Annotated in this window: 15 protein-coding genes; all 15 read right to left on the bottom strand. The window is 44.5% G+C overall.

Features of this window, described 5'->3' with window-relative positions; all coding sequences use genetic code 11:
* Positions 1 to 106 precede the first annotated feature (106 nt).
* The 15 genes from ACK1LH_RS09595 to ACK1LH_RS09525 all read right to left on the bottom strand — a co-directional run bounded on the left by ACK1LH_RS09595 (position 107) and on the right by ACK1LH_RS09525 (position 14,880).
* Positions 107 to 1,810: a proline--tRNA ligase gene (locus ACK1LH_RS09595; RefSeq protein WP_411334999.1), complete on the bottom strand. Its 1,704-nt coding sequence runs from the start codon at positions 1,808 to 1,810 to the stop codon at positions 107 to 109.
* Positions 1,811 to 1,868: 58 nt separating this feature from the next.
* Entirely contained in the window at positions 1,869 to 3,131 is a 1,263-nt protein-coding gene (gene rseP, locus ACK1LH_RS09590; protein WP_411334998.1) for an RIP metalloprotease RseP, read from the bottom strand.
* Between the two features lie 15 nt (positions 3,132 to 3,146).
* Positions 3,147 to 4,292 (bottom strand): 1-deoxy-D-xylulose-5-phosphate reductoisomerase, encoded by a 1,146-nt coding sequence (gene dxr, locus ACK1LH_RS09585; RefSeq protein ID WP_411334997.1) that lies wholly within the window; start codon positions 4,290 to 4,292, stop codon positions 3,147 to 3,149.
* Between the two features lie 115 nt (positions 4,293 to 4,407).
* A complete protein-coding gene (locus ACK1LH_RS09580) occupies positions 4,408 to 5,181 on the bottom strand; it encodes an isoprenyl transferase (RefSeq protein ID WP_203290173.1) in 774 nt (257 codons plus the stop codon).
* 130 nt (positions 5,182 to 5,311) lie between these two features.
* Positions 5,312 to 5,869 (bottom strand): ribosome recycling factor, encoded by a 558-nt coding sequence (frr, locus tag ACK1LH_RS09575; protein ID WP_029281276.1) that lies wholly within the window; start codon positions 5,867 to 5,869, stop codon positions 5,312 to 5,314.
* A gap of 2 nt (positions 5,870 to 5,871) precedes the next feature.
* Entirely contained in the window at positions 5,872 to 6,594 is a 723-nt protein-coding gene (gene pyrH / locus ACK1LH_RS09570; protein ID WP_203290172.1) for a UMP kinase, read from the bottom strand.
* Between the two features lie 173 nt (positions 6,595 to 6,767).
* On the bottom strand, positions 6,768 to 7,649 hold the full coding sequence (gene tsf / locus ACK1LH_RS09565; RefSeq protein ID WP_029281280.1) for a translation elongation factor Ts: 882 nt from the start codon (positions 7,647 to 7,649) through the stop codon (positions 6,768 to 6,770).
* A 161-nt stretch (positions 7,650 to 7,810) separates the two neighbouring features.
* A complete protein-coding gene (gene rpsB / locus ACK1LH_RS09560) occupies positions 7,811 to 8,509 on the bottom strand; it encodes a 30S ribosomal protein S2 (RefSeq protein WP_029281282.1) in 699 nt (232 codons plus the stop codon).
* A gap of 150 nt (positions 8,510 to 8,659) precedes the next feature.
* A complete protein-coding gene (locus tag ACK1LH_RS09555) occupies positions 8,660 to 9,103 on the bottom strand; it encodes a DUF6115 domain-containing protein (RefSeq protein ID WP_411334996.1) in 444 nt (147 codons plus the stop codon).
* Positions 9,104 to 9,153: 50 nt separating this feature from the next.
* Entirely contained in the window at positions 9,154 to 9,921 is a 768-nt protein-coding gene (locus tag ACK1LH_RS09550) for a FliA/WhiG family RNA polymerase sigma factor (protein WP_029281286.1), read from the bottom strand.
* Positions 9,922 to 9,957: 36 nt separating this feature from the next.
* Positions 9,958 to 10,452 carry a chemotaxis protein CheD gene (locus ACK1LH_RS09545; protein WP_411334995.1) on the bottom strand — a complete coding sequence of 165 codons (495 nt, stop codon included), beginning with the start codon at positions 10,450 to 10,452 and terminating at the stop codon, positions 9,958 to 9,960.
* A gap of 21 nt (positions 10,453 to 10,473) precedes the next feature.
* Entirely contained in the window at positions 10,474 to 10,926 is a 453-nt protein-coding gene (locus tag ACK1LH_RS09540) for a chemotaxis protein CheW (protein WP_411335086.1), read from the bottom strand.
* A gap of 41 nt (positions 10,927 to 10,967) precedes the next feature.
* Positions 10,968 to 12,932: a chemotaxis protein CheW gene (locus tag ACK1LH_RS09535; RefSeq protein ID WP_411334994.1), complete on the bottom strand. Its 1,965-nt coding sequence runs from the start codon at positions 12,930 to 12,932 to the stop codon at positions 10,968 to 10,970.
* A gap of 37 nt (positions 12,933 to 12,969) precedes the next feature.
* Entirely contained in the window at positions 12,970 to 14,016 is a 1,047-nt protein-coding gene (locus tag ACK1LH_RS09530) for a protein-glutamate methylesterase/protein-glutamine glutaminase (protein WP_411334993.1), read from the bottom strand.
* Complete coding sequence (locus tag ACK1LH_RS09525; RefSeq protein ID WP_411334992.1) at positions 14,017 to 14,880, bottom strand: MinD/ParA family protein; 864 nt, start codon at positions 14,878 to 14,880, stop codon at positions 14,017 to 14,019.
* Position 14,881: the final 1 nt, after the last annotated feature.

The following is a 14,881-nucleotide window of genomic DNA, read 5'->3' as shown; positions in this document are numbered from 1 at the left end:
CTTTTTCCATCATAATTGAAGGTACCTCGCACGAAGCGGGGTACCTTGTCAATTTGTTATTCACTTACTCTATCATACCATAGATGAACAATTGGTATCACAGGTTTTACTTCTGAAGCAGCCGTGAAATCGTTTCATGCAGATCTGCGAGAGAAACGTCCATACCCTCTCCTGTTTTCCGCTCTTTTACTTCCACGATGCCGTCTTCGGCCTGTTTTCCAACTATGATTCTGACAGGAATGCCTATCAGGTCAGAGTCGGCAAATTTAACCCCTGCGCGCTCGATTCTGTCATCATAAAGAACTTCAAATCCAGCCTCCAAAAGCTCCGCATACAGTTTTTCGCCGAGTGAAGACTGCGCATCCTGTTTTGCATTTGCTGTGATCAGGTGGACTTGGAACGGCGCTACAGCAGCCGGCCAGACAATCCCCTTATCGTCATTATACTGCTCAACAATAGCAGCGAGTGTTCTTGAAACTCCAATGCCGTAACAGCCCATAATCATCGGCTGCGCTCTGCCGTTTTCATCAAGGAACGTCGCATTCATTGCTTCACTGTAGCGGGTTCCAAGTTTGAATACATGTCCCACTTCAATTCCTTTGGCAAACTGGATCGTTCCTTCTCCGTCCGGTGAAGCGTCTCCCTCTTCAATGAAACGAAGGTCAGCATACTGGCTGACAGTTGCATCACGGTCGAGATTAACGCCTGTATAGTGATAATTCTCTTCACCGGCGCCGCACACGCCGTTTACAACGGACTGAACCGCATGATCGGCAATAATCTCAATTTTCGAATCTGCTCCCACCGGGCCGACAAAACCTGGCAGAACTCCTGCCGCCTGCTTCGTTTCTTCAGGTGTCGCAAGTTCAACAACTGATGCCCCGTAAAGGTTTTTGATTTTAATATCATTGATTTCGTGATCGCCGCGTGCAAGCACCATCACAAATTTCTCGTCCACTTTAAACACAAGAGATTTAATCAGCTTCTCTTTTTCAACGTTCAGGTACTCCGCTACCTCATCAATCGTTCTTTGATCCGGTGTTTCTGTTTTGACAAGGTCCTGCTGTTCTTCACTGCTTTTCTCGTATTGAGTAATAACAGGAGCCATCTCTACATTGGCAGCATAGGACGATGTGTCTGAATAGGCGATTGTATCTTCGCCGACGTCAGACAAAACCATGAACTCATGGGTGTCTTTTCCGCCCATGGCGCCTGAATCAGCAATAACTGCTCGGTAGTTTAAGCCGCAGCGTGAAAACACATTGCTGTATGCCTGAAACATCTTTTCATACACTTCATCAAGACTTTCAAATGAAGCATGGAAAGAATAGGCATCTTTCATAATGAACTCGCGTCCGCGCAGAAGTCCGAAGCGTGGACGCTTTTCATCCCTGAATTTTGACTGAATCTGATACAGATTTAAAGGAAGTCTTTTATAGGACTTAACTTCGTCGCGCACGAGAGATGTAATAACCTCTTCATGTGTGGCGCCAAGCGCAAATTCACGGCTGTGTCTGTCTTTCATTCTCATAAGCTCAGGGCCGTATGTGTACCATCTGCCGGATTCCTGCCAAAGTTCTGACTGCTGGAGTGCAGGCATAAGCAGTTCGGCTGAGCCTGCACGGTTCATCTCTTCGCGTACAATCTGCTCAATTTTTTTAAGAACAATAGAGGCAAGCGGCAAATAACTGTAGATTCCGCTCGCATTTTGCCGCATGTAGCCTGCCCGGAGCAAAAGCTGGTGGCTTTTAATATCCGCATCTGCAGGCACTTCTCTTAAAGTAGGAATAAACGTCATACTCTGTTTCATCTAAAGCACCTCTATTTAAGTAATTAAAACTCGCTTTTTTCAGCTGGCTGCAGCCGTTTTATAAAAAGAATCGCTGAATGTCATTCCACGTTACGACAAGCATCAGGAGCATCAGCAGAGCAAACCCGATAAAGTGGACAACGCCCTCTTTCTGGCGGTCAATCGGTTTCCCTCTAAGCGCTTCAACAAGGAAAAAGAGCAGTCTTCCGCCGTCAAGAGCAGGAATTGGAAGAAGGTTGACGATACCGAGATTAATGCTCAGGATCGCAGCCCAGCTCATCAAATTAATGACGCCTGTTTTTGCTACTTGATCTGTCATGTCATAAATGCCGACTGGGCCTGAAAGCATATCAATGGAAAACTGGCCTGTGATCAGCTTGCCAAGACCGAGGACAATTTCTTTTGTCCAGTTAAATGTTTCTGTGAAACCGTAAGTCAGTGAACCGATAAACGATTTTTCAACCGGATTGTAGGCTCCGATTCTGCCGATGGTTTCCTCACCGACTTTGCTCGCTTCAGGGATGACCTCGATTTCAAGATCCTGCCCGCCGCGGTTCACGCTGAAGGTAAGCTCCTGTTCAGGATTTGACTGAATAACAGATACTACCTGCTTCCAGGAAGACATCACTTTGCCCTCAATGGCCGTGATCTCATCGCCCTCTTTTAAACCTGATTCAGCGGCAGAGCCGTCTTCTGTCAATTTTCCAAGGATAGGCTCGTCTATTGGAGCCCCCTGAATAAAACCTAGAGAGAAAAGCAGGACAAACGCAAGGATAAAGTTCATCAGCGGGCCTGCAATAATCGCAGCCGTTCTCTGACCGAGTGTTTTTGAACCGAACTGGCGGTTATACGGTGCAATTTGAACTTCTGAACCATCTACGATAAAAAATGAACGCTCACTGACATCAAAATGCTTGAGCACTTCATCTTCTTCGCCCTGTTCATACCCTGAGATGAACATTTTGTGCTCAAGGTCTGCCTGTTCGACTTCTATGACTCTTGCACGGGGGTATTTTTCTTTATTATTGAGAATGATTTTTTCAACTTGATCCTGTTTGTTAAAGAGCAGTCCGACGTTATAGCCGGGCTTAACCTCTATCATTTCAGGGTCTTCGCCGGCCATCCGGACAAATCCGCCTAAAGGAAGAAGTCTGATCGTATAGACCGTCTCATTTTTTGTAAAAGAAAAGATTTTCGGGCCGAATCCGATCGCAAACTCACGGCAAAGAATACCCGCACGTTTAGCTAAAACGAGATGTCCCAGCTCGTGAAAGAAAACGAGCGCCCCAAAAATAACAACAAACGCCAAAACGGTATTCACGTTTCATGACCACCTTTATGAATAGAATGATTGAACAAATTCTCTTGTCTCTTTGTCCACTTCTTGAATGATATGCAGATTCGGGTCTGTTATCACACAATGTTTTGAAAGTGCCCTCTCAATCAGGTCTTCAATTTGAAGAAACTTAATTTTCCCTTTCAGAAAAGCGGCCACAGCTTCTTCATTTGCAGCGTTCAGGACAGTCGGCATTGTTCCTCCAATTTTACCTGAATCATAAGCGAATTGTAAGCAGCGGTACCGTTCAAAATCGGCTTTTTCAAAGTGAAGCTTGCCCGCTTCCCATAAATTCAGCTGTTTCGTATCCGGCATCGGCAATCGTTCAGGATAAGACAGGGCATATTGAATCGGCACTCTCATATCAGGTGTTCCAAGCTGGGCAATGACGCTCCGGTCATGGAATTCAGCCATGGAATGGATAATGCTTTCTTTGTGCAGCAGCACATCGATCTTTTCATATGGCAGGTCAAACAGCCAGTGCGCTTCAATGACTTCAAGACCTTTGTTCATCATTGTTGCAGAGTCAATCGTGATTTTAGCTCCCATCGACCAGTTCGGATGGTTAAGGGCTTCTTCCACAGTGACATTTTCAAGGTCCTCTCGCTTCCTGTCGCGGAAGCTCCCTCCAGAGGCAGTAATAATAAGCCGCTCCAAAGATTTTGGATTCTCGCCCTGAAGACACTGAAAAATAGCTGAATGCTCGCTGTCTACAGGCAAGAGCTCCACATTGTATGTTTTTGCATGAGCTGTTACAAGATGGCCTGCCGTTACAAGTGTTTCTTTATTGGCAATGGCGATTGTTTTTTTGCATTCAATTGCTTTTAATGTCGGCAGAAGACCGACACTACCCATAACAGCATTGACCAGGATGTCAGCTTCAGGCAAAACGGCAGCTTCAATCAGGCCTTCTTCGCCAAAAGCAAAGGACACGTCCGGAAATTCACTTTTTAGCTGTGAATATGCTTCAAAATCATTTACAGCTACTAAACGGGGCGAAAACTCAATAATAGCTTTTCTGCCTAAAGTAAGGTTGCTTCCAAAAGACATGGAAACTAGCTGAAATTGTTCCGGATGAGCTTTGATGACATCAAGTGTCTGCTGTCCGATCGAGCCTGTTGCCCCCAATAAACTGATTCTCTTCACCATGTCACTCCCCATTCGTCTGCTGCAGCTCTGTATATCTGGATTGTGCAAATAACGTGCGCCTGCACCTATCAATTATGTATAATCCCTGGATGATAAACCAGGGAAATTGCCTTTACAATCCTCCAAACCTTCTGCCTCTGTGCTGATACTCATCGATGGCTGAAAGAAGGTGATCTTCGCTGAAATCCGGCCAGAGAACATCCGTAAAGACGAATTCCGAGTAGGCAAGCTGCCATAGCATGAAGTTGCTCAGCCTGATTTCCCCGCTTGTCCGGATCAGCAAATCAGGATCTTTCATTCCGCTTGTCATTAAATAACTTGAAAACAGCTCTTCACTTATGTCTTCAATCTTTAATTCGCCGTTTTCTGCATCTTCAACAATGCCGCGGACAGCATGAATCATCTCCGCCCGGCTTCCGTAATTCAAGGCAAAATTTAAAATAAGTCCGTTATTGGATCCTGTTTCCTCTTTTGCTTTTTGCACAGCGCGCAGCGTATGCGCCGGTATTTTGGATTCGTCGCCAATAATTCTGACCTGTACATTTTCCTCAATCAGCTCAGGCAAAAAAGTTCCGAGAAACTCTTCAGGCAGCTTCATCAGGTAATCGACTTCAGACTTTGGGCGTTTCCAGTTTTCCGTTGAAAAAGCATATAGAGTAAGAGCCTTAACACCGAGCTCGTTGGAAAGCTTTGTGATTTTTCTTACTGTCTTCATGCCTTCATGGTGTCCGGCAATCCTTGGAAGTGCGCGTTTTTTGGCCCATCTCCCATTTCCGTCCATAATAATGGCAATATGTTCAGGTATTCCCCGTTTGATCAAGTCATCTTTTGAGGTAACAGACAGTTCCCGGTTAGGATTTCTCCAATTTTTCAGTTTGCCCAGCATGTGATTCCTCCATCACCCGTAACATTCTGCGGTCTCATATACTGCAGCGGTGTTAACAGTATTAACAAAAAAACCCCCTGTAAACATTAGAGGGTCTTTTGAGCACAATTCCATTGTACAGATTTTTAACTTAAACTTCCATGATTTCTTTTTCTTTATCTTTTGCAATAGCGTCAATTTTGCTGATGAACTCATCCGTCGTTTTTTGAACTTGATCATTGTTTGTGCGAAGCTCATCTTCTGTGATTTCGCCATTTTTCTCAAGCTTTTTCAAATCGTCGTTTGCATCACGGCGCACATTGCGGACGGCAACTTTCGCTTCTTCCGCATACTTCTTTACAAGTTTAGCAAGCTCTTTGCGGCGCTCTTCAGTAAGGGCCGGAATAGCAAGCCGGATTAAAGAGCCGTCGTTTGTAGGATTTAATCCAAGATCAGATTTAAGGATCGCTTTTTCGATTTCGCCGAGTACTGTTTTGTCATAAGGCTGGATCACAAGCAGTCTTGCTTCAGGTGTGTTAATAGAAGCAAGCTGGTTGACCGGTGTAGGCGCACCGTAGTAATCTACGACAATTTTATCAAGAAGAGATGCATTTGCACGGCCTGCGCGAACGGTTGAAAGCTCTCTGTTATAGGCAGATACCGCTTTTTCCATTTTATCTTTTGCTTGTGCAAGAACTTGTTTTGCCATCATTATTTCCCCCTTACAATTGTTCCGATATTTTCGCCCAGTACTGCACGTTTAATGTTGCCTTCTTCCATAACAGAGAAGACAATCAGCGGGATATCATTGTCCATGCAAAGTGATGAAGCAGTAGAATCCATCACTTCCAGACCTTCTTTCAATACATCAAGGTAAGACAGTGTTTCGTATTTTACAGCGGCTGCGTCTTTCTTTGGATCAGCTGTGTAGACGCCGTCAACGTTGTTTTTAGCCATCAGAATGACATCTGCTTCGATTTCTGCTGCCCGGAGCGCCGCTGTTGTATCAGTGGAGAAGTATGGGTTTCCCGTACCTGCAGCAAAAATGACAACTCGTTTTTTCTCAAGGTGTCTGATTGCTTTTCTTCTGATGTACGGCTCTGCAACCTGTCTCATTTCAATGGAAGTCTGAACGCGGGTCTGAATGCCGAACGTTTCAAGGCTGTCCTGCAGAGCAAGTGAATTCATCACCGTTGCAAGCATTCCCATATAGTCAGCAGTTGCACGGTCCATGCCCATTTCACTGCCGATTTTGCCGCGCCAGATGTTGCCGCCGCCTACAACTACAGCCACCTCAACACCAAGCTCTGCAATTTCTTTCACTTGTTTGGCAATGGACTGAATGACAGCAGGCTTAATCCCAAAGCTGTCGGTTCCAGCTAATGCTTCTCCGCTCAATTTAAGTACGATACGATTATATTTAGGTTTACTCATAATGACCTCCAAGTCTTTTCGGGTAAATCGTTGCATGTAAATGATTCAAGCTGTATTCACCCCGCGGGGAAACAGGCTTTTTCAAAAAGAGGGAACACAGAAGTGTGTTCCCTGTCTTTCATTTACTCGTCTTCATTAAGGAAAACAGCTGTTTTCTCTTATGTCGGACTAAATTATTTTTTGACTTGGTTCATAACTTCTTCAGCAAAGTTATCCTGGCGTTTTTCAATGCCTTCGCCTACTTCAAAGCGAGTAAAGCTTCTTACTGTTGCGCCTTTAGACTCAACAAATTGTTTTACTTTAAGATCAGGGTTTTTAACGAAGTTCTGCTCAAGAAGGCAGATTTCTTCGAAGAATTTGCCAAGGCGGCCTTCAACCATTTTTTCAACGATATTAGCTGGCTTGCCTTCGTTTAGAGCCTGCTGAGAAAGAACTTCGCGCTCGCGAGTTACTTCTTCTTCGCTTACAGCGTCACGGCCGATGTATTTAGGGTTAACTGCCGCTACGTGCATAGCAACGTCTTTAGCAGTCTCTTCGTCAGTTGTTCCTTCAAGAACAGTAAGAACGGCAATGCGGCCTCCCATGTGAAGGTAAGAACCGAATGCATCGCTGTCAGTTTTTGATACGATATCAAAGCGGCGAAGAGTGATTTTCTCGCCGATTTTAGCGATTGCAGAGTTGATGTAGTCATTTACAGTTGTGCCGTTGTCCATTTCTGAAGCAAGAGCCGCTTCAAGATCAGCAGGCTTTTTAGCAAGAAGATGTGAAGCAAGTGTTTCAAGAAGCTCTTTGAAGCCTTCGTTTTTAGCAACAAAGTCCGTTTCAGAGTTTACTTCAAGGATAACTGCTTCGTTGCCTTCCGCTTTAACAAGAGCAAGACCTTCAGCAGCGACGCGGTCTGCTTTCTTAGATGCAGATGCAATTCCTTTTTCGCGAAGGAAATCAATCGCTTTTTCCATATCGCCTTCTGTTGCAGTTAGTGCTTTTTTGCAGTCCATCATGCCTGCACCAGTTTTTTCGCGTAATTCTTTTACCATTTGAGCTGTAATTGCCATGAGAGTTTTCCTCCTTAATTTTTGGCGGTTCCGCCATTATGTATTGGTTTCATTCTGAATGAGAATGTTTTTCGTTTTGTTAAAGGGGGCTTTTCCCATCAGGAAAAAGCCTCTTTAAAAAAGGTGATAAAAGGCATTCCCCTCTTATCACCTTAACTTGATTAAGCAGTTGTTTCTTCACCTTGTTTTGTTTCAAGAATTGCATCAGCAATTTTAGAAGTTAAAAGCTTAACTGCACGGATTGCATCATCATTTGCAGGAATTACGTAATCAATTTCATCCGGATCGCAGTTTGTATCAACGATACCAACGATTGGAATGTTCAATTTGCGTGCTTCAGCAACGGCAATGCGCTCTTTGCGAGGGTCAATGATGAATAGTGCATCAGGAAGACCTTTCATGTCTTTGATTCCGCCCAAGAATTTTTCAAGACGCTCAAGCTCTTTGTTAAGCTGAACAACTTCTTTCTTTGGAAGAACTTCGAAAGTGCCGTCTTCTTGCATTTTTTCGATGTCTTTCAGACGTTTGATGCGCTTTTGAATCGTTTCAAAGTTTGTAAGCGTTCCGCCCAACCAGCGTTGGTTAACGAAGTACATTCCTGAACGCTCAGCTTCTTCTTTAACTGAATCCTGAGCTTGCTTTTTAGTTCCTACGAAAAGAATTGTGCCGCCGTTTGCAGCTAGTTCTTTCGTGAACTGGTAAGCTTCTTCAACCTTCTTAACTGTTTTTTGAAGGTCGATGATGTAGATGCCGTTACGCTCAGTGAAGATGTAACGCTTCATCTTAGGGTTCCAGCGGCGTGTTTGATGGCCGAAATGAACACCTGCTTCAAGTAGTTGTTTCATTGAAATGACTGACATGGTATTTCCTCCTAATGGTTTTTTCTCCTCCGCACATATCATCTTCAGGCAAAACTGTCTAAACAGCACCAATGCCTGAATCTATGGCGTGTGTATTAACACCAAAAATTAATATATCACAATGAAAAATCATTCGCAAGCAAAATTCGACTAGAATTGGCGGAATTTCAGCATAAGGGAGATTTCTGTTTTTCCTTTATCAAGCTTTTTTGCTATTTCTTCTATTGTATAGCCACTTTGATATAGGTTTAATACATCCAGACGAAATTGATCCGCCTGGTCTTTTTCATGAGGGGATTCATCTGCAGGAGCTTCCCCATTCGAAAGCTCTTTTTGCTGAACCCCTTCCCATTCATCAGCTTCTGCGGAACTTTCGTCCGTTATAAATGAACGGTCAAGCGCAGCCAGAAGCTTTTCATTCTCTTCTCTCATCTCAAGCATGCAGGCAGCAAGCGCCTGTTCTGTTTCATGGAGCATGGCGGCCTGTCTTTTTTCAGCCTGCAGCACATTTTTATAACGTAAAAATAAAAGTGCAATCAAATAAAGTGATGCAGCGTGCAGAATAAGGCTCAATGCCAGGAGTGCTGCTGTCATATACCGTTTCACCTGACCTTTTTATATCGCCTGTTTACAAAAGCTGCCCGTCAAGAATTAATTTTTTCAAGAAGATGCTTCAGCTTAAACAGAGCTTTTGAATGGATCTGCGAAATACGTGATGTTGAAAGACTTAAGACCTGTCCTATTTCAGTCAGCGTCAGTTCCTCTTTATAAAATAAGCTGATGACCTGCTGCTCTTTTTCAGTCAGATTGACAATGACTTCTGCAAGCTGTCCGATCAGTTCGTCCTTTACCATTTTCTCTTCAGGCATTTCAGCTTTTTCATCCCGGATAACAAATTTCTGATGGTCCTGTTCATCATGCTCATGATTTTGATCATCAATGGAAAGAACATTGGCAAAGAAGCCTTCGTTCATGATCGAAATAACTTCATTTTCCGACATTTCAAGGTCCGCGGCCACTTCTTTTGGTTGAACATTCCTCAAATACTTTTGTTCCAGCCGTTCAATGGCGGCATCCACTTTTTTTGCTTTTTCTCTTGAGCTGCGGGGCAGCCAATCTTCTTTTCTCAGTCCGTCAAGGATCGCTCCTCTGATTCTGAAAGATGCATAAGTTTCAAATTTCAGGTCGCGTGTGTAGTCAAACTTTTCAAGAGCATCGTAGAGACCGACCATGCCTATGCTTTTTAAATCTTCTTTGTTGACAGATTTGGGCAGACTGACTGAAATACGCTGTACATGATAGCTGACAAGGGGCAAATAGCGGTGAATCAGCGCATTGCAAGCTTCATGGTCACGGCAGTGAATCCATTTATTCCAATATTCTTGTTCTTCGAGTTTTGCAGCTTGTTCCATTTTTCTCCCCTTCTGCTGTGATATTTCCGGTGTCTGTCAGATCGTTTTTGCAGATTGATTGACTGTGAAAATAGAAAGCTTTCCTGTAGCGGGATTAAACTCGATCGTTCTCCCGCTGCTTCCCCCGGTATCCATGCTGATTACAGGAATTTCCATTGTATCCAGCTGCTCTAAAACGGCGGCCACGTTCCTTGCCCCGATGTTGAGCATCCCCGAAGGCTGAAAAGGGAACATTTGCGCTCCGCCTGCAAGCTTTGCTTTCAAAGCGCCCTTTCTGCACCCTCTTTCTGCCAGTTTATCAGCCAGGTCCTTTACAGCTGTATCCGCATATTTGGAAGGACTGTATTCTCCTGTGCGGGACAAAGAGGAATCAGGCAGCATGATGTGTACGAGGCCGGCTGTTAGTTTTTCCTCATCATACAAAACAAGTCCTACACATGAGCCAAGTCCGGAAGTTCTTATTAAATATGGCTGTGAAACGATGTTTTTTTCAGCAATTCCCACCTTGATCATTCGCTCCTGTTTGTCCATTCCAAAGGCTTCCATCGCGGATTATGCATGCTGAACATTCCGTTTGTTACTTGCAGGGGAATGTGATGTGTCTGCTAAAACCTTATTCAGATCCAGAAGTATGATCAGGCGTTTGCCGGATTTTGCAACGCCGACAATGTATTCCGCCTCTTCTGCTCCTGCAACTTCAGGTGCAGGCTCACGCTCTTCAGGCGACAGATCAATGACATCATTTGCTGAATCAACGATAAAACCGACTTCATATAAATCAAGAGCAGCGACAATAATCCGGCTGCTTTCAGACAATTCTTCCTGCGCAAGCCCAAATCGCGTTCTCAGATCGATCACAGGAGTAACGATCCCCCTCAAGTTCATGACCCCTCTTACAAAAGAATCAGTTCCTGGCACACGCGTGATCGTCTGCATTTTTTCTATTGATCTCACTTTTCCGACAGCAATGCCGTATTCTTTGTTATTAAGCTGAAAAACAATCATTTTCTCAAGCGTATCATTCACGTTTCTTCTCTCCCTTCCGGCTATTTAATCAGGGCGTTGCAGTCGATAATAAGGGCTACTTGTCCGTCTCCTAAAATCGTAGCTCCTGAAACAGCAAAAACAGAATTCAAATAGTTTCCAAGGGGTTTGAGCACAATCTCCTGCTGGCCAATAAAAGAATCCACCATCAGGGCCGCAAGCCGGTCGCCTTTTTTGACGATGACGATCGCCAGGTGCGAGTCATCATACGGGTCGCAAGGGACCTGTAAAATTTCCTTCAGTGAAACAAGCGGAACAATTTTCCCTCTGTAATCGATGACTTGCTGATTGTGTGCACTCAAGATTTCATCTCTTCTGATTACCGCTGTTTCAATAATAGAAGAAATTGGAATCGCAAATGTTTCATTTGCAAGCTTCACAAGCAGCACTGAGATAATGGATAAAGTCAGCGGAAGCTGGATGGAAAACAGTGAGCCAAATCCTTCCCTTGACTGAATGGTTATGCTGCCTCCAAGTGATTCAATCGTATTTTTGACAACATCAAGACCTACGCCTCTGCCTGAAACATCTGAAATGGTGCTTGCCGTAGAAAATCCTGATGCAAACATGAAGTCATAAACCTGTTCATCAGACAAGTCTTGGGCCTCTCTTTCAGTGACAAGCCCGCGCTCTAATGCCTTTTTCAAAATCCTCTGCCTGCTTATGCCGGCCCCGTCATCTTCTATGTCAATAAAGACATAATTACCGCTGTGGTAGGCTTTTAAGGCGACATTTCCTTCTTCAGGTTTACCGTTCATTCTCCGCTGCTCAGGTGTTTCAATACCGTGATCAAGCGCATTTCTTAATAAATGGACGAGAGGATCGCCAATTTCATCAATGACTGTTCTGTCAAGTTCTGTTTCAGCTCCAGTAACAGACAGATGAATTTTTTTGTTCAGATCCTTCGCCAGCTGGCGGACCATCCTCGGAAAACGATTAAATACTGTTTCAACAGGCACCATTCTCATGTTTAAAATAATGGTCTGCAGATCTCCGGAAATGCGGCTCATATGTTCTACTGTTTCATTGAGTTCGCTGTTTTTCAGATCTTTTGAAATTTGTTCAAGGCGCCCCCTGTCAATGACAAGCTCTTCAAACAGGTTCATCAGGCTGTCGAGTCTCTCAATGTTCACACGGATCGTCTTTGAACTTCCTGAAACCTTTGCAGCTGCCGTCTCAGCTTCTGCCTCAGACTCTGCTGCAAGCTTCTCTGCGTCCTTTTCAATAAAGACGGACTGATCAAGTGCAAGCGGGCTGATTTCGACTCTCTCAACCTCTGAAACTTTCATCATCTGCGACTGAATGTCTTCCGGCTGCTCTTTTGAAACGAAAATCAAACTGAAGGCTGAATCGAACTTTTCCTCCTCAAGCATGTCCGCTGCCGGAACAGATTTAATGATCTCGCCAAGTTTTTCACCAAGCTCAAAAATCATGAAAACCCTTGCTGCTTTCAAAAGACAGTCCTCTCTCAGAAAAACAGTAATCTCGTAAGGCTGATACCCCTGCTCTGCCCCCTGCTGGATGACTGTGCGTTCAAAATCATCAAGGATCATCGGTTCGGTCGGAACAAGAAGCACAGCCTGTTCTTCAGTGCCTTCAAGCTTTTTAAACTTTTCAATAATTTGGAGCACGTCTTTTTTTCCGTTTCCTCCGCCTGCAATGGAAAGAACCATCTCTTCAAGAAGATCAACAGCTTCAAATGCGGCATCAAGGACAGCAGGCTTAACAGACAGCCTTCCATGACGAATGGCATCAAGCACGTTTTCCATATGGTGAGTCAGATTTGCAAGGTCCGTATATCCCATCGTTGCACTCATGCCTTTTAACGTGTGAGCCGACCTGAAGATTTCATTTACAATCGCTGAATCTTCAGGGTTTTTCTCAAGTTCCAGGAGCTTTTGGCTGCAGGACTGCAGATGCTCTTTGCTTTCTTCAATAAAGACATCTAAATATTGATTCATATCCATTTTGAATTACTCCCCTTAGACTGCAAATATTTCCGGTTTATGATTGAACTGATTTAAGAATCGCATCAGCAATATCCTCCAGATGTTCAACTGCATCAACAGCATTTGTCTCAACTGCCATTTTGGGCATTCCGAATACAACGGATGTCTTTTCGGATTCTGAGATGGCATGAAGAGATCCGGACTGTTTTAATTTTTTCAGTCCTTCCGATCCGTCTGAACCCATGCCTGTCATGATCACAGCAATTTTGTGCACATTTTTGATCAGGCTGAGCGATTCAAACAATACATCAACAGAAGGTCTGTGAGCCGTATTGAGGCTTTCCTTGCTGAGTCTGATCATAAGCCCGGACTTTGATTCTTCCACTTTCATGTGAGTTCCGCCCGGTGCGATGTAGGCTGTAGCCTTTTTAACAAGTTCCCCGTCTTCTGCCTCTTTAACAGTAAGATGAGATAACGTGTCAAGCCGCGCTGCAAGCGAGGCTGTAAAGCCTTCTGGCATATGCTGCACAACAAAAACCGGTGCGTTCAAATCGGCCGGAAGCTTCGGCAGTACCTGCTGCAGCGCTCTTGGTCCTCCTGTTGATGTACCAATGCAGATGACTTTCATGCTGCTGTTCAGTCTGGACGTTTTCCTTTCGTTAAAAGGCCTGTTTCTTTCGTTAACAGTGATGGACTTCATTTTCAGCTGGCCAGCCATTTCAACCTTTCGGATCAGGTCGTCCTTCACTTTATGCAGATCAAGCGAGATTGCCCCGGAAGGTTTCGGTATAAAATCAACCGCTCCCATTTGAAGAGATTGAATCGTGAGATCCGCTCCCCGCTGCGTCATGCCTGAAAACATGATAACCGGCTTTGGCGTTCCCTCCATGATTCTCTTCAGTGTCTGAAGTCCGTCCATACCAGGCATTTCTATATCCAGCGTCACTACATCCGGATTCAGCGCCTTCACTTTTTCGAGTGCATCCTCTCCGTTTCTTGCTGTGCCGGCAGCATAGCACGTACCGCTTTCATTCAGGAAACCGGCAATCAGTTTCCGCATAAATGCAGAATCATCCACAACTAGAACAGACGTTTTATTCATTTATTCTCCGCCTCCCCTGAAGAGCTGTGACACTCTGGAAAAAAATGATGATTTTTGCTTCGGTGCCTCTGAAGAGGGTGCAGAAACCATGCTGTCAGCAATCCTGCAAATTCCGCGCGAAGCCGGGCATTTAGGAAACAATATGCTGAATGGCACCTGCCTTTTTACGGCTTCTGATACGAATTGATCCTGGGGCATCCAGCCTGCAAAAGATACCTCTCTTTCAAGAAAACGGGTGACAGCCGAATGCATTCTGGCAAATGTTAATCGGGCTGTTTTTTCGTCATCGGCTTTATTGACAACAATGGAAACAGGTATGGATTTTTCATGGAAGCTTATGACCTTAATCGCTGAGTAAGCATCTGTTATCGCAGTCGGCTCAGGTGTCGTCACAACTGCCAGCTCATCAGCACTCATGGCAAACTTTAAGCTGTCAGATGTCATTCCTGCACCAAGATCAAGCAGCAGATAATCGTATGTGCAAAATGCCTGGTCAAGCTCTTGCGAAAAGGCCGAAAGCTGGTTTTCATTTAGGGAAACCACATGCGAAAGCCCTGTACCTCCTGAAATGTAGTCAAAACCGGCACTGCTTTTGCAGATGATCTCACTCAGCCTCTTTTCTCCCTGGAAAAAATCAATCATGGAATGTCTGCTGGATTCACCGATTAAGAGATCGATGTTCCCGTAACCGATATCAAGATCTAAAATAAGCGCCCGTTTTCCCCGTCCGCAAAGCTGCGCTGCCAGATTTACGGTGAAGCCCGATTTTCCGACTCCTCCTTTTCCGCTCAGCACGGCAATTGCTTTGGCGGTTTTGTTTTCTGTCTTAAATATCTGTCTTCTTAACTGCTCTGCCTGATCCATT

The organism is Metabacillus indicus (assembly GCF_046603695.1).
In the GTDB taxonomy this organism is placed as follows: Bacteria; Bacillota; Bacilli; order Bacillales; family Bacillaceae; genus Bacillus_P; species Bacillus_P indicus.
This window is presented reverse-complemented; position numbering and strand designations above follow the sequence as displayed.

Coding starts and splice junctions, on each gene's coding strand:
- pyrH (WP_203290172.1), bottom strand. CDS start 6,594: ATGAGTAAACCTAAATATAATCGTATCGTACTTAAATTGAGCGGAGAA.
- ACK1LH_RS09550 (WP_029281286.1), bottom strand. CDS start 9,921: ATGGAACAAGCTGCAAAACTCGAAGAACAAGAATATTGGAATAAATGG.
- ACK1LH_RS09555 (WP_411334996.1), bottom strand. CDS start 9,103: ATGACAGCAGCACTCCTGGCATTGAGCCTTATTCTGCACGCTGCATCA.
- ACK1LH_RS09595 (WP_411334999.1), bottom strand. CDS start 1,810: ATGAAACAGAGTATGACGTTTATTCCTACTTTAAGAGAAGTGCCTGCA.
- tsf (WP_029281280.1), bottom strand. CDS start 7,649: ATGGCAATTACAGCTCAAATGGTAAAAGAATTACGCGAAAAAACTGGT.
- frr (WP_029281276.1), bottom strand. CDS start 5,869: ATGGCAAAACAAGTTCTTGCACAAGCAAAAGATAAAATGGAAAAAGCG.
- ACK1LH_RS09580 (WP_203290173.1), bottom strand. CDS start 5,181: ATGCTGGGCAAACTGAAAAATTGGAGAAATCCTAACCGGGAACTGTCT.
- ACK1LH_RS09535 (WP_411334994.1), bottom strand. CDS start 12,932: ATGGATATGAATCAATATTTAGATGTCTTTATTGAAGAAAGCAAAGAG.
- ACK1LH_RS09545 (WP_411334995.1), bottom strand. CDS start 10,452: ATGGACAAACAGGAGCGAATGATCAAGGTGGGAATTGCTGAAAAAAAC.
- ACK1LH_RS09530 (WP_411334993.1), bottom strand. CDS start 14,016: ATGAATAAAACGTCTGTTCTAGTTGTGGATGATTCTGCATTTATGCGG.
- ACK1LH_RS09540 (WP_411335086.1), bottom strand. CDS start 10,926: ATGATTGTTTTTCAGCTTAATAACAAAGAATACGGCATTGCTGTCGGA.
- ACK1LH_RS09525 (WP_411334992.1), bottom strand. CDS start 14,880: ATGGATCAGGCAGAGCAGTTAAGAAGACAGATATTTAAGACAGAAAAC.
- rpsB (WP_029281282.1), bottom strand. CDS start 8,509: ATGTCAGTCATTTCAATGAAACAACTACTTGAAGCAGGTGTTCATTTC.